A 23,888-nucleotide genomic window follows, 5' to 3' on the forward strand; every position below is an offset into this window, starting at 1 on the left:
CACCCTCCATTCTCGCGTTACTGTCGCATTGCCCACGTCGAGGTCGGATGACGGGGTGTCAACTAGTGCTTAGGCTCGGTGGAGTGGAGTCTCCCGAGCTCGTCGCGTTGCTGTCCGGCCGCCGGATCGCAGTGCTCACGGGCGCGGGCCTGTCCACGGATTCGGGCATACCCGATTACCGGGGACCTAACTCGCCGCCCAGCAACCCGATGACCATCCGCCAGTTCACCTCCGACCCCGTGTTCCGGCAGCGCTACTGGGCGCGCAACCATCTCGGTTGGCGGCACATGGACGACACCCAGCCCAACGCCGGACACCGGGCGCTGGCCGCGATGGAACGGGCCGGAGTGGTGACCGGCGTGATCACCCAGAATGTCGACCTGCTGCACACCAAGGCCGGCAGCACCAACGTCGTCAATCTGCACGGCACCTATGCCCAGGTGGCCTGCCTTGATTGCGGCCATCGCATGAGTCGCGCCGCGCTGGCCGAACAACTCGAGGCGCTCAACCCGGGATTCATCGAGCGCTCCGAAGCGGTCGGCGGTCTGGCGGTGGCTCCGGACGCCGACGCCGTGGTCGCCGACACCTCCGCGTTTCGTTACCTCGACTGCCCGCACTGCGACGGCATGCTCAAGCCCGACATCGTCTACTTCGGTGAGAGCGTGCCCAAACACATTGTCGATCAGGCATATTCGCTCGTCGATCAGGCTGAGGCGCTGCTGGTGGCGGGCTCGTCGCTCACGGTCTTCTCCGGGTACCGGTTCGTGCGTCACGCCGTCGCCCACAACATTCCCGTGGCGATCGTCAACCGCGGCCGCACCCGGGGTGACGACTTGGCCACCGTGGCGGTCGATGGCGGTTGTTCGGAGATGCTGACGCTGCTGGCCGGCGAGCTGACCGGGTTGCCGATCCGTGCGGTCCGAGCGCCGTTCTAGAACCGGAATTCGCTGCGCCACAAAAACTATGGGTTCTTACCAGCTACCACCCGGCTGCGGTTAGAATCATTCTCCCGGGGGACGACGGCAAGGAGTGCGATGTCGTACCTGGTGGCCATCCCCGCCGAGTTCCGTTCGGCACAACGAGGTTTGGAAAGCCTTGGCGAGACCCTGAACGCCGCGGGTGCCGCGGCTGCCCCGACCACGCGGGTGCTGGCCGCCGGGGCTGACGAGGTCTCCGGCGCGATCGCGCAGTTATTCTCCGAGCACGGTCAGGCATACCAGACGCTCAGCAAGCAGTGGTCGGCCTTTCATGCGGAGTTTGCACAGCTTCTGGGCGGCGCCGCCGGAGCCTACGCCGGCGCCGAAGCGGCCAACGCCTCGCCACTGCAAGCCGTGGAGCAGGGCGTGCTGGGCGTGGTGAACGCGCCCGCCCAGGCGCTGCTGGGCCGTCCACTGATCGGCAACGGCGCGGACGGCGCGCCAGGACAGTCCGGTGGCGCCGGCGGCTTGCTGTTCGGCAACGGAGGCAACGGCGGCAACGGCGTGGCCGGCCAGGCCGGTGGAAACGGCGGCAGCGCCGGATTGTTCGGCAGCGGCGGAAACGGCGGCGCCGGCGGGGCCGGAGCGGCCGGCGGTAACGGCGGCAACGGCGGGTTGCTGTTCGGCAATGGCGGAACCGGCGGAATGGGCGGCCTCGGTGCCGCCGGCGGCAGCGGTGGCAACGCCCTGCTGTTCGGCGACGGCGGTGCCGGCGGCCAGGGTGGCACCGGCGTGACGGGGGCCAACGGTGTCAACCCCACCATCAACGGTCAGGCGGCGACCGGTACCAAAGGCGTCAGCGTGACGGCCACCGGCGATGCCATCGCCACCAGCGGGCAGGGCGGTGCCGATGGTGCCTTCGCCGCCGTTGGCGGTACCGGCGGTCTCGGTGGCAATGCTGAGTCCACCCAAACCGGGGATGCCACGGCCGGCAACGGCGGCAACGGCGGCGTCGGCGGCATCGGTGGCGCAGGTGGTGATGGCGGGAACGCCCTTGCCATCTTCGGCGCCGCTACCGGGGGTTCGGGCGGTGACGGGACGGTAGGGATCGCATTCGGCGGTGCGGGCGGCGCCGGCGGTCAAGGTGGCGAGGCGTTCACCAAAGGTCTGGTTCCGGTCTTCAACAACGGAGGTGACGGCGGTTCTGGCGGGGACGGCGGCACCGGCGCGTCAGGTGGCACAGCAGGCACCGGAGGCGCCGGCGGAAACGGCGGTCATGGTGGCTTCCTGGTCGGCAACGGCGGTAGCGGCGGAGCGGGAGGCACCGGCGGGGTAGGGGGTACCGGCGCGCTCGGCGGCCACGGTGCCATTGGCGGCAACGGCGGAAATGCCGTCGGTCCCGTCACGGAGGCGACCGGCGGTGACGGCGGCAGTGGCGGTGACGGCGGAAATGGCGGCACCGGCGGCACCGGGGGCACCGGGGGTGCAGGCGGAGCCGGTGGCGCCGCTGGTTTGATCGGCAACGGTGGTCACGGCGGCAACGCCGGTATCGGAGGTTCCGGTGGCACCGGTGGCATCGGCGGCGCCGCAGGTAACGCCGGAGCAGGAGGTGAAGGCAATGCCATTGGAAACGGTATCGGTGGCGACGGGGGCCGTGGCGGCGACGGCGGCACGGGAGGCACGGGCGGCAACGGCGGACTCAGCGGCGCCAGCGGCTTAGGTGGTTCGGGCGGCTTCCTGCTTGGCCAGGCCGGCGCCAGCGGTGGTCCAGCTCAAGGCGGCACCGGGGGTGGCGGCGGAGGCGGCGGAGCATTCGGATCCGGCGGCGTGGGCGGCTTCGGATTCACCACCCCGGGCTCAGACGGTCTAGACGGCAACGCCGGCGGCACCGGCAGCGCCGGGCAGCCCGGTTAGGCTCAGCGCGCCCTTCTGACCTCGGCGACGAACTGGCGTCCCCGATTGTCGACCACCTGCCACGAGGACGGGCCGATGAGCCGCGGGTGACCCAGCATGTAAACGGCCTGCCGGGCGTCCTGCTCACGCTCGATGTTGTCGACGCGCATGCCGTGAGATGTTGTCAAAGCCCACATGGTTCTCTCCGAGTCTGAGTGACTTCGCTGATGCAAAGAGCTTTTCGGAGGCGCCTGTGCGGATCCTCGGGAGATCCTCAACGATTTCTCCAGCGACCGCCGGCGCACAGTGCGCCACGAGCGTCCGCGACTGTAGTCCTCTTGGAGCCAGATGTCAGAAAGTGCAGGGCATGCTGCGGATCGCGTGGATGAAATTGCCCGGGACATAGACGGGTTCACCCGCCGCGAGGTCAGGCAGCTGGCTGAGCAGTTCGCCGAAGATGGCGCGCAACTGGGCGCGGGCGACGTGAGCGCCGAGGCAGAAGTGTACGCCGCCGCCGCCGAACCCGAGGTGCGGATTGGGGCTGCGGCTCAGGTCGAAACGGCCTGGCTCGTCGAACGCCTCGGCGTCCCGGTTCCCGGATGCGTAGAACATGACCACCTTGTCCCCCGTCCGGATCTGCTGCTCGCCGAGCTCGAAATCCGTTGCCGCGGTTCGCCGAAACGTCATCACCGGAGTGGCCCACCGGATGAACTCTTCGACTGCCGTTCCAATCCGGTCCTCGAAATCGGCTTGCAGCCAAGCTCTTTGGCCCGGAAAGTCGGTGAGCGCCTTCAGGGCGTGGCTGGTGGTCTGGCGGGTGGTGTCGTTGCCGGCCACGGCCAGCAGCACGAAAAAAGCCGAGACGTCGGCATCGGAGAGCCGGTCGCCGTCGACCTCGGCGTTTACCAGCGCGCTGAACAGATCTTCGCCCGGATTCTCCCGGCGCTGCGCGGCCAATTGTCCGGCGACCTGGTGCAGGTACACCTGGTTTTCGAACAACACCTGCAGCGGTTCGCGACCGTCGAGATACTCCGGGTCGGACCAGGACACCAGCGCGTCGGCCGCGCGCGCCACCTGCAGCCGCTCGGATTCGGGGATTCCGACCATGTCCGACAGCGTCCGCATCGGCAGTTCCTTGGCGCAGTACTCGACGAAATCAACGCCGCTGCCGGCATCCCGCAACTCCGCGACGATGGTCTTGGCGTTGGCCTGGATGGATTGCTCGATTCGGCGGACCTGTCTGGGCGTGAAGGCAGCGCTGACCAGCTTGCGCAGCGTGGTGTGCCGCGGCGGGTCCATCGCTAGGAACGACTGCGACGCCTCGAGCAGTTCCTCGGGAATGCTGGCGAACATCACCCCTTTGCCGGACCGGAATACCTCGTTGTTGCGACTGACCGCGACGATGTCGGCGCGGCGGGTGACCGCCCAGTACCCCGGGTCGTCGGGATCATCCATCAGCGTGTCTTTGACCGGCGAATGCCAGCTCACCGGGCGCTCGGCACGCAGCACCGCGAACGAGCGTTCCCGGTCGTCGGCGGTGGTCGCCCAGAAGTGGGGCGAAGACAGGTCGATCGCATCATAAGTACGGCCGCTTGCGCGTGTCGCTGTCATGCGCCCGACTTTATGACTAGACATATTGTCTAGTCAATATGTCTCCGGCTTCGATATGCTCGTCGAATGCCGTCGGTCACCAGGAAGTCGCAGGCACGCCAGGACCGCCGGCAGCGGCGCGAACACATGGAGAGCCGGCTGCTCGAGGCCACCGAACGATTGATGGGCGACGGCGCCAGCTTCACCGAACTCAGCGTCGATCGCCTGGCCGGCGAGGCCGGGATCTCCCGAGCCAGCTTCTACATCTACTTCGAAGACAAGGGCCACCTGCTGCGCCGCCTGGCGGCCGCGGTGTTCGACGACCTCGCCGCCGCCGGCGAGCGGTGGTGGTCAGTGGCCGACCAACGCGATCCCGGGGATCTCAGGGCGGCGATCGCCGGCATCGTCGCCACTTACCGCCACCACCAGCCGGTGCTGGTCGCGCTCAGCGAAATGGCCGGCTATGACCCCGCAACGGCCCAGACCTACCGCGACCTGCTGACCGCAATCTCGCAACGGGTACACCGCGTCATCGACAGCGGCCAGGCCGACGGATCGATCCGGCGCGGCCTCCCGGCCGCCGCCACCGCCAGTGCCCTCACCCTGATGGTGGAACGGGCCTGCCAGCTGAACCTGCCCGGCCAGCCGGCGGAATACGACGCTGAGCTCACCGACACGTTGGTCGAAATAATCTGGGCCGCGCTGTACCTCAAGTCGGTGCAGTGAGTCAGACGGCTACCAGGTCGTCGGCGTGCACCGCGGGCCGGCGCAGCTCTCCCGGCAGGTCCGACGTGGAGCGACCCATGATCGTCGCCAACTCGGCGGCGTCGTACGCGACAACGCCGCGCGCCACCACGGTGGCATCCGGTCCGCATAGTTCGACCACGTCACCGCCGAAAAACTTGCCCGACACCGCGGTGATCCCCGCGGGCAACAGCGAGCGGCGACTGCCGATGACGGCGCGGACCGCGCCCTCATCCAGCGACAGAGATCCGGTGGAATCGGCGGCGTAGCGCACCCAGAACCGGCGCGCCGACATGCGTTCGGCCCGTGGTGCGAACACCGTGCCCACCGAGGCGTCGGTGAGGGCCGTCGCGGCATCGGAGGCGGGTGCCAGCAGGACCGGCACCCCGGCGTCGGCGGCCAGCAGCGCCGATGACATTTTCGAGGCCATGCCGCCGGTGCCCAGGTGGCTGCTCTGCCCAGCAACCACGCCGTCCAGGTCGGCCGGACCCGTCACCTCGGCAATAAACCTGGCGCCCTGATACTTTCGCGGATCGGAGTCGTAGAGCCCGTCGATGTCGGAGAGCAGCACCAGCGCGTCCGCGCCGACGAGGTGCGCCACCAAAGCCGACAACCGGTCGTTGTCACCGAAGCGGATCTCGTTGGTGGCCACCGTGTCGTTCTCGTTGACGATCGCGATCGCCCGCAATGCGCGCAGCCGGTCCAACGTGCGTTGAGCGTTGTTGTGCTGGACGCGCATCGCGATGTCGTGCGCGGTCAACAACACCTGGCCCACCGTGCGGCCATACCGGGCGAATGCGCTGCTCCAGGAGTTCACCAAGGCAACCTGCCCGACGCTGGCAGCGGCCTGCTTGGTAGCCAAATCCTTTGGCTTACGCGGCAATCCGAGTGGGTCCAGGCCGGCGGCGATGGCACCCGAGGAGACGATGACGACGTCGCTGCCCGCCTGCATCCGTGCCTCGATCGCATCGGCGAGGTCGGCCAGCCGGCCGGCGTCGAACATGCCCGATTCGGTGGTGAGCGCGGTGGTACCCACCTTGACGACGATGCTGCGCGCCGTCCGGATGGCGTCCCGGTACGGACTGGTCATCAGCCGTCTTCGCGTTCGCGACGTTGCCGCCGAGCGGCTTTGCGCTCGGCGGCGCCGATCCGGTCGGAGCGTTCCAGACGCACGTCGGTACCGCGGCCGGTCAACGGAACCTGGCCCCCCGCAGGGGTTTGCGGCTCCCAGTCGAACGTCATCTCACCGATGGTGACCGCGCAGCCGGGACGGGCGCCCAGCCGCAGCAGTTCGTCCTCCACACCGAGACGGGCCAACCGGTCGGCGAGGTAGCCGACCGCCTCGTCGTTGTCGAAGTTGGTCTGGCCGACCCAGCGCTCGGGCCGCGCACCGGCGACCACGAAGCCACCCTCTCCATCGGGCTCCACGGTGAAGCCGCTGTCGTCCACCGGCACCGGGCGGATCACCGGTCGCCGGGGTACCACCGCGGGCCGGGCGGCGTTGTATTCCGACACCATCTGCCAGAGGCCGAAAATCAACGGCTGCAACCCTTCCCGGGTGACCGTCGACACCAGGAACACCGGCCAGCCGCGCTGGGCGATCTCGTCACGGACGAACTCGGCGAGCTCGCGGGCTTCGGGTACGTCAATCTTGTTGAGCACCACCGCCCGTGGCCGCTCGGCGAGGTCACCCAGCACGGCGTCACCCTGCAATGTCGGGGTGTAGGCCGCGAGTTCAGCCTCGAGTGCGTCGATGTCGGAGATCGGGTCGCGTCCGGGTTCGGCGGTCGCACAGTCCACCACGTGAACCAGCACCGCGCAGCGCTCGATGTGACGCAGAAAGTCCAGGCCCAGACCGCGGCCTTCGGAGGCGCCCGGAATCAGGCCCGGCACGTCGGCGACAGTGAAGGAATGCTCGCCGGCCGACACCACACCAAGGTTGGGAACCAGCGTGGTGAACGGGTAGTCGGCGATCTTGGGCTTGGCCGCCGAGATCACCGACACCAGCGATGACTTTCCGGCCGAGGGAAACCCGACCAGGCCGACGTCGGCGACGGTCTTGAGTTCAAGGGTGAGATCGCGTTCCTGCCCCGCCTCCCCGAGCAGCGCGAAGCCGGGGGCCTTGCGGGCACGCGAGGCCAGAGCCGCGTTGCCCAGACCGCCGCGGCCACCGGCGGCGGCCTCGAAGCGGGTGCCGGCGCCGACCAGGTCGGCCAGCAGCCGGCCGTTCTCGTCCAGAACCACCGTGCCGTCGGGAACCTTGACTTCCAGGTCGGCACCGGCGGCACCGTCGCGGTTGTTGCCCATCCCCTGCTTGCCGGACGGCGCGGTGACATGCGGCCGGAAATGGAAGTCCAGCAGCGTATGGACCTGGGGGTCGACGACGAAGACGATGCTGCCGCCACGGCCGCCGTTGCCGCCGTCAGGCCCGCCCAGCGGCTTGAACTTCTCGCGGTGGACCGAGGCGCAGCCGTTGCCGCCGGAACCCGCGCGCGTGTGAATCACCACCCGATCGACGAATCGAGGCATCGGGCTTCCCCTCAATAGGCCACGGGCGTGCCAGGGCGGGCACACCCCGCCCCATCAGCCCGAGCTCAGTCGGCGCTCTGTCCGGCTGGAACGATGTTGACGGTCTTGCGGCCGCCCTTGACGCCGAACTGGACCGCGCCGGCAGCCTTCGCGAACAGCGTGTCGTCGCCGCCGCGGCCGACGTCGACGCCCGGGTGGAACTTGGTGCCGCGCTGACGGACCAGGATCTCGCCGGCCTTGACCACCTGGCCGCCGAAGCGCTTGACGCCGAGCCGCTGGGCGGCTGAATCACGACCGTTACGCGAGCTGGAAGCGCCCTTTTTGTGTGCCATGTCTGCCGCTCCCTACTTGATGCCAGTGACCTTGAGGACCGTCAGCTGCTGACGGTGTCCCTGCCGCTTGTGGTAGCCGGTCTTGTTCTTGAACTTGTGGATGCGGATCTTGGGGCCCTTGGTGTGCTCGAGCACCTCACCGGTGACAGCCACCTTGGCCAGCGCCTGCGCATCGGTGGTGACGTTGGCGCCGTCGACGACCAGCGCAACCGGCAGCGACACGTTCGCGCCGGGCTCGGACTCCAGCTTCTCGACCTTGACCACGTCGCCGACGGCAACCTTGTACTGCTTACCGCCGGTCTTGACGATTGCGTAGGTCGCCATCGTTGCTCCTGCCTCTTCTCGTCTGTCTGCGTCATACTCGCGCGCGGGCAAACCCGGCGCGGGTGGTGGTCTGGGGTGCGGGCTCGGTGTCGGCCCGCTGTCGTCGGTCACATCCAATGCCTAGAGCCCTGACGACAACTGTCCAAGGGTACGTGACCAGCACCTACAGGGTCAAACCGGCCCCTGGTTCCTCAGTCGACGTGGATCGGCGGACCGGCCGGCCGGCCGGCCGCGCGCCGCCGGCGCGGCGGGGCCGGAACCTGCGCGATCACCACGGACGGAACCTCGCCCACGGCCTCGGCATCGTCGTCATCGGCGTCGCTCACACCCGCAACGGCGCTGTCGTCCTCGTCGCTGTCGTCTTCGTCGTCGTCTTCGTCGTCGTCTTCGTCGTCGTTGTCTTCGTCGTCGTTGTCTTCGTCGTCGTTGAGGTCCTCGTCGTCGAGTTCGTCCACGTCTTCGTCGTCGTCGTCGAGATCCTCGTCGTCGAGTTCGTCGGCCGCCTCGTCGACGTCCTCGTCGTCGTCTTCGTCGGTGTCTTCGTCGTCGTCTTCGTCGTCGTCTTCGTCGTCCTCGTCGTCGTCGACGGCGTCCTCGTCGTCGTCTTCGTCGGCGTCTTCGAACTCGTCGCCCGCCGGCACCGCCAGGGATTCTGTCTGCTCGTCGGTCTCGACGGTCAATTCCTCATCTGACTCGAGGTCGGTTTCGCCGTCGTCGTCCTCGTCGCGCGACGACGCGGCCATCGCCTTGAACATCGGGTGCTCGCCCGGCGCGTGCGCCGGGACCTTGGCCACGACGCTATTGTCGACGGGTTGTTCGGATCGCGGCTTCTTCGACCGCCTGCTGCGGCGTCCGCCGCCGGACTCGGGTTTGCGTCCCGTCGCCGGCGCCGAGTCGACCGGATCGGCATGCATCACGATCCCGCGGCCCGCACAGTGCGGGCACGACGTCGAGAACGCCTCGATGAGGCCGGTTCCCAGTCGCTTGCGGGTCAGTTGCACCAGGCCGAGTGAGGTCACCTCGGAGACCTGATGGCGGGTGCGGTCGCGGGCCAGCGCCTCGGTGAGGCGGCGCAGCACCAGGTCGCGGTTGGACTCGAGCACCATGTCGATGAAGTCGATGACCACGATGCCGCCGATATCGCGCAGCCGCAGTTGCCGCACGATCTCCTCGGCCGCTTCCAGGTTGTTCTTGGTGACCGTCTGTTCCAGGTTGCCGCCGGACCCGGTGAACTTGCCGGTGTTGACGTCGACCACCGTCATGGCTTCGGTGCGGTCGATCACCAACGTCCCGCCCGAGGGCAGCCACACCTTGCGGTCCATGGCCTTGGCCAGTTGCTCGTCGATTCGGTGCACGGCGAACACGTCCGGGCCCGACTGACCTTCCTGACCCGCCGGCTCGTACTTCGTCAGCTTCGAGACCAGATCTGGGGCAACAGAATTCACGTATTCGTTGATCGTGGTCCAGGCCTCGTCGCCGGAGACGATCAGCTGGGAGAAGTCCTCGTTGAACAGGTCGCGGATCACCTTGACCAGCACGTCGGGCTCTTCGTAGAGCGCCACCGCGGCGCCGGCTGCCTTCTGCTTGGTCTCGGCAGCCTTGGCGTCGATCTGGTTCCAGCGCTCCTGCAGCCGGGTGACGTCGCCGCGGATGTCTTCCTCTTTGACGCCTTCGGATGCGGTGCGGATGATCACGCCCGCGTCGGACGGCACCACCTCGCGCAGGATTTCCTTGAGGCGTTGACGTTCGGTGTCGGGCAGCTTGCGGCTGATGCCGGTCGACGAGGCACCGGGCACATACACCAGGTAACGGCCGGCCAGCGACACCTGTGTGGTGAGCCGGGCGCCCTTGTGCCCGACCGGATCCTTGCTGACCTGTACGACGACATAGTCGCCGGGTTTGAGCGCCTGCTCGATCTTGCGGTCGGCTCCGCCCAGACCGGCGGCCTCCCAGTTGACCTCACCGGCGTAGAGGACACCGTTGCGGCCGCGACCGATGTCCACGAACGCGGCCTCCATCGAGGGCAGCACGTTCTGCACGATGCCGAGGTAGATGTTGCCGACCAAAGAGGCAGAGGCCGCCGACGTCACGAAGTGTTCGACCACGATGCCGTCTTCCAGCACCGCGATCTGGGTGTAGCGCGCGCCGGGGTGCGGTGGTTCGGTGCGTACCCGGTCGCGGACCACCATCACCCGCTCTACGGCCTCGCGCCGGGCCAGGAACTCGGCCTCGGTCAGCACCGGTGGGCGGCGCCGGCCGGCGTCGCGACCGTCGCGGCGGCGCTGGCGTTTGGCCTCCAGCCTGGTCGAGCCGTCGATCCCCTTGATCTCACCGGCAGCGGAGTCGTCGGACCCGGACTTACCGCCGTTGCGCGGCGCGCGCTCGTGCACGACGGTGTTGGGCGGGTCGTCGGGTGACGGACTGTCGTCGTTGTCGTCGCCCGAGCCGGACTTGCGGCGCCTGCGGCGGCGGCGACGGCGGGTGGCGCCTTCACCCGAACCGTTGTCCTCGTCGCCGTTGTCGGTGTCGTCGGTGTCGTCGTCGGAATCCTGGCTTTCGGCCGACTCGTCACCTTGCTCGGCCGTGTCGCCGGGCTGATTGTCCCCTTCGGCGCCGTTCTGTTCACCGCGTCCGCGCCCGCGGCCCCGGCGGCCACGGCGGCGGCGTTTGTTGGCGGGGCGGTCTGACTGGTCCTCGTCGTCGTCCGCCCCGGCGCTGGGCACGTCGGCGTCGTCTGCGTAGTCCGAGTCGTCGGCCGCACTCTCGTCGCCGGCGTCGTCGTCGGCCTGAACCCGCTCAGGCAGCGGCTGAGGCGCGACGAACAGCGGCATGTAGTGCGGACGCTCGATTACCTCGTGGGTCTCGCGAATCTCCCGGATTTCGACCGTTTCCAGCATCAGCCGGGATTCGGGTTCGGTCGGCGACTGGTCGTCGGCGACTTCCGGCGATTCGGCGTCGCTTTCCGGAGCGTCGGGCTGGGCCGCCAGCAGATCGCGTACTCGCACCGCGTCGACGTGATCGACACTGGAGTGTGCGCTGCGGATCCGCCCGTCCAGAGCGGCCAAGGCGTCCAGCACCCGCCTGCTGGTCGTTCCCAGGGTCCGGGCGAGTGAATGCACCCTCAAGCGGTCGGGCAGGTCCTCACGCTCGGTCGGCTCGCTTGCTGAGTCTGAAGTTGGGGCATCGTCTACCACGTATTCTCCTCAAGCCCCCGGGCGCGTCGTCCTGTCGACGCGGCCACTCGAGGGCTTCGCTATGGGTCCGGGTCACTTCTCCCGGACTTGTGATGGTCTCGCCCCGAGCAGCCCAGGATGGGCCCACTCGGTGCCGTACTGAATGACGGCTCGACATGCTGCGCCGCATCGCGGACTGGCGATGGTCGCGCTTGTTCAAGTCTTCATTCGAGTGTCCGACGCCAGTTCGACGACGTTCACCCGGAGTCAGTATCCCACATCACTTCGACGAATCACGCTCCCCTTCGGAGCGGCCCGATCAGATGCCGGGAAACCAGAGCTCGATCTCGCGCTGGGCCGATTCCGGAGAATCGGACCCGTGCACCAGGTTGAACTGGGTTTCCAGGCCGAAATCGCCGCGAATGGTCCCGGGCGTGGCCTTTTCCACTGGGTCGGTGCCGCCGGCGAGCTGCCGGAACGCGGCGATCGCGCGCGTCCCCACCACGACGGCCGCCACGACGGGCCCGGAGGTGATGAATTCCAGCAACGAACCGAAGAACGGCTTGCCGTCGTGTTCGGCGTAATGACGGCGGGCCAGTTCTTCACCGACGGTCCTGAGTTCCAGCGCCGCGATGGTGAGGCCTTTGCGCTCGATGCGGCTGAGTATCTCGCCTATCAACTGGCGCTCGACGCCGTCGGGCTTGATCAATACGAGGGTCCGTTCGGTCACGGTGCACAAGAGTAGAGGGCGCGCGAGCCAGACCCAAGCCGGGCTCACCCAGTGAGCCTGCGGTAGCGGCATCGATCCTGCACTCAGTGCCCGCCAGCCGCCCTTGGCCCCGCCCTGGACACAGTTTCAGCGAAGCCGGCGAACAGCTCGGATCAGGACGGCGGCGGCGCCCAGCGTTCCTGGCGCCGCCGGACCTCGGCGCGCAGATAGGCGATCAGCCCCCACACCGCGGTGAACAGCAGGCCCACGAATCCGACGGCCGGGTACAGCAGGAAGCCGGCGACCAGGACCAACTGTGCGCCCAGGTTCACCCAGATCGCCCACGGCCGGCGCTGCAACCCGGTCAACGCGACGAGCAGCACGGCGAATCCGATCAGGTACCCCAGTGACGCGCCGCTCAGGCCGCCTCCGACGACGCCCACCACCGGTATCGCCAGCAACACCACGATCACCTCGAGGATAAGGGTGCCGGCCATCACCCCGGCGAAGCTCTTCCACGGGTCGGGCGGCGGCGTGACATCGCCGGTCATTGCGGATCACGTCCGAACAACGTCCGGGCTGCTCCGGCGGTGACGACCGAGCCGGTAATGACAATGCCGGTACCGGAGTACATTTCATCCTCCTGATCGGCCGCGTCGACCAGCGCGGTGGCGGTGTCGATGGCGTCGCGCAGGTTGTCGGCCGGGATCACCCGGTCGGGCCCGAACCGTTGCTGGGCCGCCAATGCCAGCGTCTCGACATCCAGCGCCCGGGGTGACCCATTGTGGGTGACGACGACGGAATCGAACACCGGTTCCAGCGCGGCGAGGATGCCGTCCACGTCCTTGTCGGACAGCACCGCGACCACGCCCACCAGGGTGCGGAAATCGAACTCGTCGGTCAGCGTCTGCGCCAGGGCGGCCGCGCCGGCGGGGTTGTGCGCGGCGTCGATGAAGACGGTCGGGGCGCTGCGCATGCGCTCCAGCCGTCCGGGACTGGTGACCGCGGCGAAGCCGGCCCGCACGGCCTCCACATCCAGCTGCCGCTGCGCGCCTGCGCCGAAGAACGCCTCGACCGCGGCCAGCGCCAGCGCCGCGTTGTGCGCCTGATGCTCGCCGTGCAGCGGCAGAAAGATGTCCGGGTACACCCCACCGAGGCCCTGCAGTTGCAGCAGTTGTCCCCCGATGGCCACCTGCCGGTCCAGCACCGTGAACTCCGAATCCTGGCGGGCAACCGCGGCGTCGGCGCGCACCGCCTGGGCCAGCAACACCTCCATCGCCTCGGGAACCTGTCGCCCGAGCACCGCGACGGTGTCCGGCGCCCCTTCGGGCGCCCGGGTGATGATGCCCGCCTTTTCCCCGGCGATGCTTGCAACGTCGCCGCCAAGGTACTCGACATGGTCGAGGCTTACCGGGGTGATGACCGCTACCGGCGCATTGACAACGTTCGTCGCATCCCAGCTGCCACCCATGCCGACCTCCACCACCGCGACGTCGACGGGCGCATCCGCGAACGCCGCGAATGCCATGGCGGTGAGGACCTCGAACTTGCTCATCGCCGGCCCCCCGTCGGCCTGCGACTGCTGGTCGACCATCTGAACGAACGGTTCGATCTCCCGGTAGATGTCGACATACTGTGCCGGCGTGATCGGCTCGCCGTCGATCGAGATGCGTTCGATCGCCGACTGCAGGTGCGGGCTGGTGGTTCGGCCGGTGCGCTGCGCCAGCGCGGTCACGAGCGCGTCGATCATCCGCGCGACCGACGTCTTGCCGTTGGTGCCGGCGATATGGATCGACGGGTAGCTGCGTTGCGGCGACCCGAGCAGGTCCATCAGGGCGGTGATCCGGGTCAGGCTCGGCTCGATGCGGGTCTCCGGCCAGCGCTGGTCCAGCAGATGTTCGACCTGCAGCAGGGCCGCGATCTCGTCCGGGGTGGGTGCCAGCCGGGTGCTCGACTCCCAATCCTGCGACTCAGACGTCATTGCAGCGCTGCCAATTTGGCGGAGATCCGGTCCGTCTCTTCCTGGGCAACCTGCTGCCGGGCGCGGATCTTGTCGACGACAGCTTCGGGCGCCTTGGCCAAAAAGTCCGCGTTGCCGAGTTTGGCCGCGGTGGATGCCAGTTCTTTCTGCGCCGCGGCCAAATCCTTTTCCAGGCGCCGGCGCTCAGCGGCCACGTCGATGGTGCCCGACGTGTCGAGTTCCACGACCACCGTAGCGCTATGCAGTCGCACCTCCAGCGTCGCCGCCGCGCGGAAGTCGTCGCCCGGCGCGGTAAGCCAGGCCAGCGAAGTCACGGCATGAACCTGATTGCTCAGATCGGCTTCGTCGACACCGACCAGGCGGGCCGGCACCTTCTGCCGGTCGGCCAGGCCCTGGTCGCTGCGGAACCTGCGCACTTCGGTCACCAGTTTCTGCATATCGGTGATCCGTTGTGTCGCAACTGGATCCAGCGCGATGCCGGACGGCTCGGGCCAGTCGGCGATCACCAGCGACTCCTGGCCGGTGAGCGCCTGCCACAGCGCTTCGCTGATGAACGGGATCACCGGGTGCAGCAGCCGCAGCAAGGTGTCCAGGCCAGCGGCCAGCACCGCGGTGGTGTGTGAAATTCCCTGCGCGAGTTGTGTTTTGGCCAGCTCGACATACCAGTCGCAGAATTCGTCCCAGGCGAAGTGGTAAAGCGCTTCGCAGGCGCGGCTGAACTCGTAGCTGTCGAAAGCCGCGTCGACTTCGGCGCGAACCTCTTCCAGCCGGCCCAGCACCCAGCGGTCGGCGTCGGTCAGCTGCTGCAACGGGGGCAGCGGGGCCAGGGCGGCGCCGTTCATCAGCGCGTACCTGGTGGCGTTGAACAGTTTGGTGCCGAAGTTGCGCGACGCCCGCACGGCGTCCTCGCCGATGGCCAGGTCGCCGCCGGGACTGGCGCCACGGGCCAAAGTGAACCGCAGGGCATCCGCACCGAACTCGTCCATCCAGTCCAGTGGGTCGATGACGTTGCCCTTGGACTTGCTCATCTTGCGGCCGAACTCGTCGCGGATCAGTCCGTGCAGGAACACATCGGTGAACGGCACCTGCGGGCCGCGGCTGCCATCGAGCGTGATGGCGTCGTCACCGCCGACATAGGTGCCGAACATCATCATCCGGGCCACCCAGAAGAACAGAATGTCGTAGCCGGTGACGAGAACGCTTGTCGGGTAGAACTTTTCCAGCGCCGGGGTCTTCGACGGCCAGCCCAGGGTGGAAAACGGCCACAACGCCGAGGAGAACCAGGTGTCCAGCACGTCGCTGTCCTGCTCCCAGCCTTCCGGCGGCGTGTCGTCGGGACCGACGCACACCATTTCACCGTTGGGCCCATACCAGATCGGGATGCGGTGGCCCCACCACAGCTGGCGCGAGATGCACCAGTCGTGCATGTCGTCCACCCAGGCGAACCAGCGCGGCTCCAGACTGGACGGGTGAATCACGGTGTCGCCGTTGCGAACCGCGTCACCGGCGGCCTTGGCCAGCGATTCCACCCTTACCCACCATTGCAGGGACAGCCGCGGTTCGATGGGCTCCCCGCTGCGTTCGGAGTGCCCGACGCTGTGCAGGTACGGCCGCTTCTCCTCGACGACTCGGCCCTGGGCGGCAAGCGCCTCGCGAACTTTGACCCGGGCCTCGAACCGGTCCAGGCCGTCGAATTGCGTGCCGGTCCCGGAAATCCGGCCCTTGGTGTCCAGGATCGAGGGCATCGGCAGCTGATGGCGCAATCCGATCTCGAAGTCGTTGGGATCGTGTGCGGGAGTGACTTTGACCGCGCCGGTGCCGAATTCGGGATCGACATGCTCGTCCGCCACGACGATCATCGCGCGGTCGATGAACGGGTGCGGCAGGCTGGTCCCCACCAGGTGGCGGTAGCGGTCGTCGTCGGGGTGCACCGCGATGGCGGTGTCGCCCAGCATCGTCTCCACCCGCGTGGTCGCAACCACGATGTGGGGCCCGGAGTCGTCGAGCGAGCCGTAGCGGAACGACACCAGTTCGCCCTCGACGTCCTGGTAGTTGACCTCGAGGTCGGAGATCGCCGTCTCGAGCACCGGTGACCAGTTGACCAGTCGTTCGGCCTGGTAGATCAGGCCGTCGTCGTAGAGGCGTTTGAAGATCGTCCGCACGGCACGCGACAGGCCCTCGTCCATGGTGAAGCGGTCCCGGCTCCAGTCCACACCGTCGCCGAGCCGGCGCATCTGGCCACCGATCGCCCCGCCGGACTCACGCTTCCAATCCCAAACCTTGTCGACGAAACGCTCGCGACCGAGGTCTTCTTTGGTCTTGCCGTCGACAGCCAACTGCTTCTCGACCACGCTCTGGGTGGCGATGCCGGCGTGGTCCATGCCCGGCTGCCAGAGCACCTCGTAGCCCTGCATGCGCTTACGTCGGGTCAGCGCATCCATCATGGTGTGTTCCAGCGCGTGCCCCATGTGCAGGCTGCCGGTCACGTTCGGCGGCGGGAGCACGATGCAGTACGCGGGTTTGGTGCTGTGCGGGTCCGCGGTGAAGTAGCCGGCATTCACCCATTTCTGGTAGATCGCGCCCTCCATCGCGGCCGGATCCCAAGACTTGGGCAGCTGGTCGTCGGCAGGGCGGGGGCTGGCGGTCACCGGTCAATTCTAGGAACCGCCAGCCGCGCCCGTGTAAGGGCCTGAAACCGCAGGTCGAGCGGACCAGGTGGTTACGGGATGGTGAGCACCTGTCCCGGGTGGATCAGGTCGGGGTTCGGGATTCCGCTGGCGTCGGCGATGACTTGGTACTTGCTGCCGTCGCCGTAGAACCGCTCCGCGATCGCCCACAAGGTGTCGCCGGACTCGACGGTGTAGGTGCGCGCGGCCGGCGGCTCAGGTTCGGCCGGCGGTGCTTCGGCCGGCGGTTCGGCGACGGCGTTCTCAGCGGGCGCCGGCTCGTCCTGCGAAATGCCTTTGTCGTCGAGATCGGCCGCGGCCGCCTCCGCGGCAGGGTTCGGCGGCGGCGGGGCGTCGGTCTCGGTCTTGGTGGACCAGGCCGGCCCGTCGGCAGCATAGAGCACCAGATTGCGGTCGTCCTGCAGGACGAGTTGGACGCGTTTCTTGCCCTTGGTGTCGCTGTGCCACACCGGCTTGTCGGCGGTGTAGAGCACGAAGTTGCCGTCGGTCTGCACCTCGGCGCGCACCACGTCCTGACCATTCGTGGCGGTGGCCCAGATCGGCTTACCCCAGACGGCCAACACCAGGTTGCCGTCGTCCTGCAACGTCAAGGTGTAGGCGCCGTTGCTGGAGACCAGCGACTCTCCCTTAACCAGCTTCTGTCCTTCGGTGAGCCTGTCTGACATGCGTTTCCCTCTCCATCTTTTGCTGGATCTCGAAAATACTTGACCGCGACGCGCCCGAAACAGACTTGCGCTCAGCGCAATCTTGTTGTGGCGCAGACTATTTCTTGCCGCCGAGCAGGCCACCGAGAATGTCGCCGAGGCCACCGCCCTTATTGCCCAGCACACTGCCGAGAATGCCGCCCAGGGACTTGTCGTTGCCACCGCCCAGGATGCTGCCCAGGATGTCACCCAGCCCGCCGCCGGAGCTGCGCTGCTGGGGAGCTTCGGCCTGGCCGCCGGAATTGAGCTGTTTTCCGATGTACGCCAAGACAATCGGCAAGATGACGGGCAACAGTTGCTTGAGCAGATCGCTGTTGCCGGCCCCACCGCCAGCCAGTGCGGCGGCGACTTCGTTGGTGTCCTTGCCGCCGAAGAGCGTCGCGACCGCCTGGTGCCCGCCCTCCTCGTCGACGTGCTCGACCCCGCCACCTGCGTCGAGCAGCCCACGCGCGGCGTGACCGCTGGCGGCGTCCTCGATCTTGCTGGCGTGCTCCGGGTCCTGCGAATTGTGTTGCAGGCCACTGAGCAACACCGGCACCAGGGTGTGCACCGCTTTATCGACCTCACCCTGGTCGGCCCCCAGTTTCGACGCGATGTCCGAGGTGGGGATCTGCGCGTAAAGATCGTCGAGACCGGCCATCAGGATCCACCTTCGTCGCTGGGATGGGAGGCGAGCAGCTACGACACTAGACCCACCAGATCCGGATCAAAACCCTTTCATCAGGCGGATTTCAACTAGCGCGTCAATTTAACCGTTCGGTCCGCAATTCGATACCTGCGTGTGGGAACCGGGCCAGCAAGGCGTCGCCCATGGCCGCCGCCGGGGTCAGCACACCGTGCAGGTCGGAAAGCTTGTCGCGGTCTTTGGCCAGCGCAAGGCCGCACTCCCCCAACATCACCGAGGTGGCCTTGTAGCCGGGGTCGCCGCGTTGTTCCATGCGCGCCACATAGCGGGCTCCGGAGGTGGTGGTGGTGTACGTCTCCACCTTGTAGTAGCCGCGCTCGCGGGCTTTGGCGCTCGGCCCAGTGCCGGGCTTAGGGGCGACGCGTTCCACCAATTTCCGCGGAAGCAGGCGGAAGTAGCGGCTGCCCAGTCCGAACGCCACATTGCTCAATCCGGTGACCACGGCCGCCGCCACCGGCGCGACGGGCGACGACCCGAGATTCACCGACTCGCTGTAGCGAAAGCTGCGGCCGTAGGCCCAGTCCAGCAGGGCGTTGCTGCGTCGCACGATACGGGTGTTGTACGGGGCCATCACAAACCCGGCGGTCCACAGCTCGCGAAGTTCCGGCGCCAGCGTCCGGCCCCGACGCAACGGAAGATCGGGTTGCGGGCCGAGTTCGGGTTCGGCGCCTCGGTCGGTGGTCAAGGTGTAGGGGTCGCTGAGCTGATTGCGCACCTCGGGGTCGTTTGAGGCCAGACGCAGGATCTCGGTCATCGACGCGAAAGTGCCGCCGGACAAGCCGCCCCGGAAGGAGCGAACCACGAAGTTGGTCTCGCCCAGTTCGCCCGCGCCGTCCTCGTGCGCGGCACGAAACAGCGCGTAGACGGTCAGGTCCGAGGGGACGGAGTCGAACCCGCACGCATGCACGATCCGGGCCCCGGTGTCGACGGCCTGTTTGTGATAAAGGTCGATGCTCTCGCGCACGAAATTCGCCTCGCCGGTCAAGTCGGCATAATCAGTGCCGGCCGCGGCACACGCCGCCACCAGGGGCAGTCCGTAACGGGTGTACGGACCCACGGTGGTGATGACGACCCGCGTGCGGGCGGCCATCTCTTTGAGCGACGACTCGGAGGTGGCGTCGGCGGCGATCAGCGGCCAGTCCTGCGCGGTCGGCCCGAGCGTCTTGCGTACCGCTTCGAGGCGCTCTGTCGACCTGCCGGCCAGCGCAATTCGCGCGTCTCCCCCGGCCCGGGCTAGGTACTCGGCGGTCAGCTTTCCCACGAAGCCTGTTGCCCCATAGACGATGATGTCGAATTCACGTGGCGTCTTGGTCACCCACCTGACGCTACCCCGGCCACCGCTGGGCCCCGCCAGGCAGCCGGTTCTTGAACGGTCTTTGTCGCCGGCGGTAATTTCCGCGGGATGACGCTACGAATCGTCGTCGTCGGAGCGGGCATCGCCGGTTTGGCCTGTGCCGTGGCTTTGCGGCGTTGCGGCCACCAAGTGAGCATCGTCGAGGAGCGCACCGACACGACGCCCGGTGCGGCGATCAGCATCTGGCCCAACGCGCTGGCCGCCCTGGACGAGCTCGGACAAGGAGATGAGGTGCGCGCCGCCGGCGCCCGCGTCGCGACCGGCGCCCTTCGCTGGCGCGACGGTTCCTGGTTGCGTCGGCCCGCTACCGAATCGTTGATCAGCGCGCTGGGCGAGTCATTGGTGGTGGTGCGGCGCGCGGCACTGCGCGACATCCTGACCGCCGCGGTGGGTGACACCACCATCGAATACGGGCTGGCGGCGGTGAAGCTTTCAGTCGACGGTGACGGAGTCCGGATCACGCTGTCGGACGGGACGATCCGGTATGCGGACGGCGTTATCGGCGCCGACGGCATCGGTTCGACGGTGGCTCGCCACCTCAACGGTGCGTTGCGCTACCACTACGCCGGCTACACCGCCTGGCGCGGCATCGCCGGTTGCGCCATGGATCCCGAGCTGGCCGGCGCGACGCTAGGTCCTGGCGTGGAGGCCGGCCACATTCCCTGCGGGCCAGACCTCACGTATTGGTACACCACCGAGCGCGCCCCGGAGGGCGGCTCGGCGACCGTAGCTGACCTGCCCCGCCTGCGAACCAGACTGGCCGGCTGGCCGGATCCGATTCCCGCCATGCTGGCCGCCACAGACCCGGCAGATGTGCTGCGCAACGACCTCTATGACCGTGAAGCGGGCGAGTGCTGGGCCCGTGGGCCGGTGCTGGTCGTCGGCGACGCGGCCCATCCGATGCGTCCGCACCTAGGCCAGGGGGGCTGCCAAGGTTTGGCGGATGCTGCGATCCTGCGGGCGTTCGTCGAGCGCTGCCCCGACCTGCCGACAGCCTTCGCCAGGTTCGCCGACTTTCGCCGGCCGCGAACAACTGCGGTGGTTCGTGAGTCGGCGATGCTCGGGCGCGTCATCAACCTGCGTCCGGCGTTCCTCAGCGCCGTCCTCACCCGTACCAGCGCGCTGATCCCTGACGCCGTGTTCACTCGGCACATCGCATCCGTGGCCGGGCGGGCGGCGTTCGAGATGCCGGCCGCCCGGGACATCGACCGGGCCTGAGAACGACGAATGCCGGGCCCGAAGGCCCGGCATCCGCTCGGCGCGGCAGCGCCTGATGGTCTAACTGATCAGCCGCGGCGGCCGCAGACCGGCCACGCGCCGATACCCTGCGAATGCAAGACGTTCTCGGCCACGCGGATCTGCTCCTCACGGCTGGCGCCGGCCGGTGAGCCGCTGCCACCGTTGGCACGCCAGGTGCCGGGCGTGAACTGCAGGCCACCGGAGTAGCCGTTGCCGGTGCTGATCGCCCAATTGCCACCGGACTCGCACTGCGCAATGGCGTCCCAGTTGACGCTGTACGCCTTGACCGGTGCGGGCGCCGGGACCTCGTCCACCGGCGGCGCGTCGGGGGCCGGCAGGTTGGGGTCGAAGCCGGCCGGCTCCGGCGCCGGCGGCGCGTCGGCGGGCGGCGCGTCAGGCGCCGGCAAGTTCGGGTCGAAGCCCACGAACTCCGGGGCCGGCGGCGCGTCAGGCGCCGGCTGGCCCGGATCGAAGCCGGGAGCGACATTGGGGTCCACGCCCTGGACATCCGCATGAGCGATGCCGGTGGTCGGCACGGTCACGAGGGTCCCGGTAATCGCGGCGACAATGAGCGTCTTGCGGACGTTCTTCACACTGTTCCTTTCGTTGCGCGCGCGCTGAAGCCAACCCACCGAGGTGGGTTGGGTGTTGCTTTGGTGCGACAAGGTGCTGTGATCGCTGCTTCAGGGCGTGCCGTCTCTGTTCGGCACGACAGCGGAGGGCCTGATCTGCCCGGCGCGGCTGCTGGCCGACGCCCGCGGGGCGGCTCCGACATTCAGTGCCGTCTCCCACATCCGCTCACACGCGGGTCCGTGGATTCAATTTTCATAGTTACTTTTTGGTGCCCATTTTTGGGCTAGAAGGACCGTACGATAACGATTTGGATTCGTCACCTCAGACGAATGGGCGTACCGGGCCGATAACGGGTTGATCACGGACCGACATCACAATGGTCTGTGCAGGTCAGAAGATTCTTTCGGGTTGCGGTCAATCCGCTGCGGCAGCACAGCTTTCGTGAGCCGAATCACGCGCATATTGTGAGCTGGGCCACCGCATTTCACTATGTGACGCACGACCAACAACACGGGTGGATAACGAGCGGACGTGATGTCGCACACAATTCAGGGGTCAACTAATTCGGCGTCACGGTATTCGACATCGCGGTCGATCGCGCCGTCGATGAATCGAGTTAGTTGTGGAATCTCTCGGAATTCGGATCGTGCGCGCCGTGGCGGCACCGATCACCGGCGCGCGCCGGCGTCAGCCACCGAAAAGAAGGTGCAGAGGTGCCCTAGCGTCCCGGACGAACCGGCGCCCGCAAGTCGTCCTCTGTGTTGACGTTGGCCAGCGCGTCGGAGTCGGTCAGCACGATCTGCTGGGAATCCGAGGCGTCGATGAGGTCACTCATCTTGCGTGCGCCGCCGGCCACCAGCGCATCGATGCGGTCGGCGAGATCCGTGCGGTAGACCGCGGCCAGATAGTGACTGCGACCGTCCCACGGCATCACCACTTCGGCATCGGTCTCGACGGCGAGGCGGAACAGTTCCTCGATCAAATCGATTGTCAGCGAAGGCATGTCGACCGCAGCAACAAACGCGTAGCGCGCGCCGGCCGCCGCGGCGGCACGCAATCCGCGTCCGGTAGCCGGCAACGGACCCAGCCCACGCACCTCGTCGCGCAGGATCGGGACCGACAGCGCGGGCAGCGGCTGGCCCGGGGCGGCCATCACGTACACCGGCGAACAGCGTTGCGACACAACGTCAACCACGCGCTCCACCATCGTGCCCGACCCGCCGGGCAGCGGCAGGGTGGCCTTATCACGGCCCATCCGGCGCGATTCGCCGCCGGCGACGACGACGCCGGCCAGTGCAACGTCTTCAGCCACTTGTGCTGCCCCTCAGTCCACGGTCCAGGTGTCACGTCCGCGCAGCAGCGACTGCAGCGCGGCTTCATCCGATGGGATCGAATTCTGGGCGGACTCTACCTGCGAGCGGGCGGCGTCGTCGTAGGTGGGTCGGCTGATGTCGCGGAAGATGCCCATCACCATGTGGTCGAGGTTCTGATCCGACAAGCGCGACAACGCGAATGCGTACGCCGAATCATCGCCATGCGCGTCGTGCACCACGATTTCCTCGTGAGCCACGTCGGCGGTCTTGGCCACGTCGAGACCGAAGCCCGACTTCACCACGCAGTACTCGCCGTTGGCGCCGAACACGATCGGTTCGCCGTGGCGGACCTTGATCACCCGCTCCTCGGCGCCTTCCTTGCGCAGCGCGTCGAACGAGCCGTCGTTGAAGATCGGGCAGTCCTGCATGATTTCGACCAGCGCGGCGCCACGGTGCTCGGCCGCGGCCCGTAGCACCTCCGTCAGGCCGGCGCGATCTGAATCCAGGGCTCGCCCAACGAATGTCGCCTCGGCACCCAACGCCAGCGACACCGGGTTGAACGGGTGGTCCAGCGAGCCCATCGGGGTCGACTTGGTGACCTTGCCGACCTCTGACGTCGGCGAGTACTGGCCCTTGGTGAGCCCGTAGATGCGGTTGTTGAACAACAGGATGGTGATGTTCACATTGCGGCGCAGCGCGTGGATGAGGTGGTTGCCACCGATAGACAGCGCGTCACCGTCGCCGGTGACCACCCACACGGACAGATCTTCCCGAGCCAGCGCCAGGCCGGTGGCGATGGCGGGCGCGCGGCCGTGGATCGAGTGGAATCCGTAGGTCTCCAGATAGTACGGGAACCGGCTCGAGCAGCCGATACCGCTGATGAACACGATGTTCTCGCGACGCAGCCCGAGTTCGGGCAGGAAGTTGCGGATGGTGTTGAGGATGACGTAGTCACCGCATCCCGGGCACCAGCGCACCTCCTGGTCGCTGGTGAAGTCCTTGCCCTTCTGCGGCTGATCGGTGGTAGGCACCCCGTCGTTCTTGGTCAACCGTTCCCTTTTTGTCGACTCTGGGGTCACACCAAGGTCGGTACCGATCAGGCTGGTCATAAGCGCCGCGTCCTCCTCATCGCTTCGCATCG

21 protein-coding genes are annotated in these 23,888 nt (G+C 67.6%); 4 read left to right on the forward strand and 17 right to left on the reverse strand.

Annotation, left to right across the window (positions count from 1 at the left end; translation table 11 throughout):
* Positions 1 to 47: 47 nt before the first annotated feature.
* Positions 48 to 935, forward strand: a complete 888-nt coding sequence (locus tag JX552_RS21000) for an NAD-dependent protein deacetylase (protein ID WP_205873828.1) — start codon at positions 48 to 50, stop codon at positions 933 to 935.
* 99 nt (positions 936 to 1,034) lie between these two features.
* Positions 1,035 to 2,831, forward strand: a complete 1,797-nt coding sequence (locus JX552_RS21005; protein WP_205873829.1) for a PE family protein — start codon at positions 1,035 to 1,037, stop codon at positions 2,829 to 2,831.
* 2 nt (positions 2,832 to 2,833) lie between these two features.
* Here the strand turns inward: JX552_RS21005 and JX552_RS21010 are convergent, their stop codons facing one another.
* Positions 2,834 to 2,998 carry a hypothetical protein gene (locus JX552_RS21010; RefSeq protein ID WP_205873830.1) on the reverse strand — a complete coding sequence of 55 codons (165 nt, stop codon included), beginning with the start codon at positions 2,996 to 2,998 and terminating at the stop codon, positions 2,834 to 2,836.
* Positions 2,999 to 3,161: 163 nt separating this feature from the next.
* On the reverse strand, positions 3,162 to 4,421 hold the full coding sequence (locus JX552_RS21015) for a cytochrome P450 (protein ID WP_205873831.1): 1,260 nt from the start codon (positions 4,419 to 4,421) through the stop codon (positions 3,162 to 3,164).
* A gap of 66 nt (positions 4,422 to 4,487) precedes the next feature.
* On the opposite strand from JX552_RS21015, the gene JX552_RS21020 reads away from it, so the two are divergent.
* Positions 4,488 to 5,126, forward strand: coding sequence for a TetR/AcrR family transcriptional regulator (locus tag JX552_RS21020; RefSeq protein WP_205873832.1), 639 nt, complete (start codon positions 4,488 to 4,490; stop codon positions 5,124 to 5,126).
* A 1-nt stretch (position 5,127) separates the two neighbouring features.
* Here the strand turns inward: JX552_RS21020 and proB are convergent, their stop codons facing one another.
* From proB to JX552_RS21080, 12 genes are all read right to left on the reverse strand, one after another.
* Positions 5,128 to 6,234, reverse strand: coding sequence for a glutamate 5-kinase (proB, locus tag JX552_RS21025; RefSeq protein ID WP_205873833.1), 1,107 nt, complete (start codon positions 6,232 to 6,234; stop codon positions 5,128 to 5,130).
* Positions 6,234 to 7,673 (reverse strand): GTPase ObgE, encoded by a 1,440-nt coding sequence (gene obgE, locus JX552_RS21030; protein ID WP_205873834.1) that lies wholly within the window; start codon positions 7,671 to 7,673, stop codon positions 6,234 to 6,236. Before obgE ends, proB begins: the two co-directional genes overlap by 1 nt.
* 65 nt (positions 7,674 to 7,738) lie before the next feature.
* On the reverse strand, positions 7,739 to 8,005 hold the full coding sequence (gene rpmA / locus JX552_RS21035) for a 50S ribosomal protein L27 (protein WP_065137432.1): 267 nt from the start codon (positions 8,003 to 8,005) through the stop codon (positions 7,739 to 7,741).
* Positions 8,006 to 8,017: 12 nt separating this feature from the next.
* Complete coding sequence (gene rplU, locus JX552_RS21040) at positions 8,018 to 8,329, reverse strand: 50S ribosomal protein L21 (RefSeq protein ID WP_055577886.1); 312 nt, start codon at positions 8,327 to 8,329, stop codon at positions 8,018 to 8,020.
* A 191-nt stretch (positions 8,330 to 8,520) separates the two neighbouring features.
* Positions 8,521 to 11,523: a ribonuclease E gene (rne, locus tag JX552_RS21045; RefSeq protein ID WP_205873835.1), complete on the reverse strand. Its 3,003-nt coding sequence runs from the start codon at positions 11,521 to 11,523 to the stop codon at positions 8,521 to 8,523.
* A 298-nt stretch (positions 11,524 to 11,821) separates the two neighbouring features.
* The gene (gene ndk / locus JX552_RS21050) at positions 11,822 to 12,232 is read right to left on the reverse strand and encodes a nucleoside-diphosphate kinase (RefSeq protein ID WP_205873836.1); all 411 of its coding nucleotides are present in this window, start codon (positions 12,230 to 12,232) and stop codon (positions 11,822 to 11,824) included.
* A gap of 152 nt (positions 12,233 to 12,384) precedes the next feature.
* Positions 12,385 to 12,762 carry a DUF4233 domain-containing protein gene (locus tag JX552_RS21055; protein ID WP_205873837.1) on the reverse strand — a complete coding sequence of 126 codons (378 nt, stop codon included), beginning with the start codon at positions 12,760 to 12,762 and terminating at the stop codon, positions 12,385 to 12,387.
* Positions 12,759 to 14,192, reverse strand: a complete 1,434-nt coding sequence (folC, locus tag JX552_RS21060) for a bifunctional tetrahydrofolate synthase/dihydrofolate synthase (RefSeq protein WP_205873838.1) — start codon at positions 14,190 to 14,192, stop codon at positions 12,759 to 12,761. The genes JX552_RS21055 and folC overlap by 4 nt, the downstream gene beginning before the upstream one ends.
* The gene (locus JX552_RS21065; RefSeq protein ID WP_205873839.1) at positions 14,189 to 16,840 is read right to left on the reverse strand and encodes a valine--tRNA ligase; all 2,652 of its coding nucleotides are present in this window, start codon (positions 16,838 to 16,840) and stop codon (positions 14,189 to 14,191) included. Before JX552_RS21065 ends, folC begins: the two co-directional genes overlap by 4 nt.
* 71 nt (positions 16,841 to 16,911) lie before the next feature.
* A complete protein-coding gene (locus tag JX552_RS21070; protein WP_205873840.1) occupies positions 16,912 to 17,544 on the reverse strand; it encodes a LysM peptidoglycan-binding domain-containing protein in 633 nt (210 codons plus the stop codon).
* A gap of 97 nt (positions 17,545 to 17,641) precedes the next feature.
* A complete protein-coding gene (locus JX552_RS21075; RefSeq protein ID WP_205873841.1) occupies positions 17,642 to 18,223 on the reverse strand; it encodes a DUF937 domain-containing protein in 582 nt (193 codons plus the stop codon).
* Positions 18,224 to 18,326: 103 nt separating this feature from the next.
* The gene (locus tag JX552_RS21080; protein WP_205873842.1) at positions 18,327 to 19,583 is read right to left on the reverse strand and encodes a saccharopine dehydrogenase family protein; all 1,257 of its coding nucleotides are present in this window, start codon (positions 19,581 to 19,583) and stop codon (positions 18,327 to 18,329) included.
* A gap of 87 nt (positions 19,584 to 19,670) precedes the next feature.
* On the opposite strand from JX552_RS21080, the gene JX552_RS21085 reads away from it, so the two are divergent.
* Positions 19,671 to 20,840 carry an FAD-dependent monooxygenase gene (locus JX552_RS21085; RefSeq protein ID WP_205873843.1) on the forward strand — a complete coding sequence of 390 codons (1,170 nt, stop codon included), beginning with the start codon at positions 19,671 to 19,673 and terminating at the stop codon, positions 20,838 to 20,840.
* A 68-nt stretch (positions 20,841 to 20,908) separates the two neighbouring features.
* Here the strand turns inward: JX552_RS21085 and JX552_RS21090 are convergent, their stop codons facing one another.
* From JX552_RS21090 to JX552_RS21100, 3 genes are all read right to left on the reverse strand, one after another.
* Positions 20,909 to 21,454: a transglycosylase family protein gene (locus JX552_RS21090; protein ID WP_205873844.1), complete on the reverse strand. Its 546-nt coding sequence runs from the start codon at positions 21,452 to 21,454 to the stop codon at positions 20,909 to 20,911.
* Between the two features lie 698 nt (positions 21,455 to 22,152).
* The gene (mobA, locus tag JX552_RS21095) at positions 22,153 to 22,746 is read right to left on the reverse strand and encodes a molybdenum cofactor guanylyltransferase (RefSeq protein WP_205873845.1); all 594 of its coding nucleotides are present in this window, start codon (positions 22,744 to 22,746) and stop codon (positions 22,153 to 22,155) included.
* Between the two features lie 12 nt (positions 22,747 to 22,758).
* Positions 22,759 to 23,886 carry a 2-oxoacid:ferredoxin oxidoreductase subunit beta gene (locus JX552_RS21100; protein ID WP_205873846.1) on the reverse strand — a complete coding sequence of 376 codons (1,128 nt, stop codon included), beginning with the start codon at positions 23,884 to 23,886 and terminating at the stop codon, positions 22,759 to 22,761.
* Positions 23,887 to 23,888: the final 2 nt, after the last annotated feature.

Origin of the sequence: Mycobacterium gordonae (assembly GCF_017086405.1) — a bacterium.
In the GTDB taxonomy this organism is placed as follows: Bacteria; Actinomycetota; Actinomycetes; order Mycobacteriales; family Mycobacteriaceae; genus Mycobacterium; species Mycobacterium gordonae_D.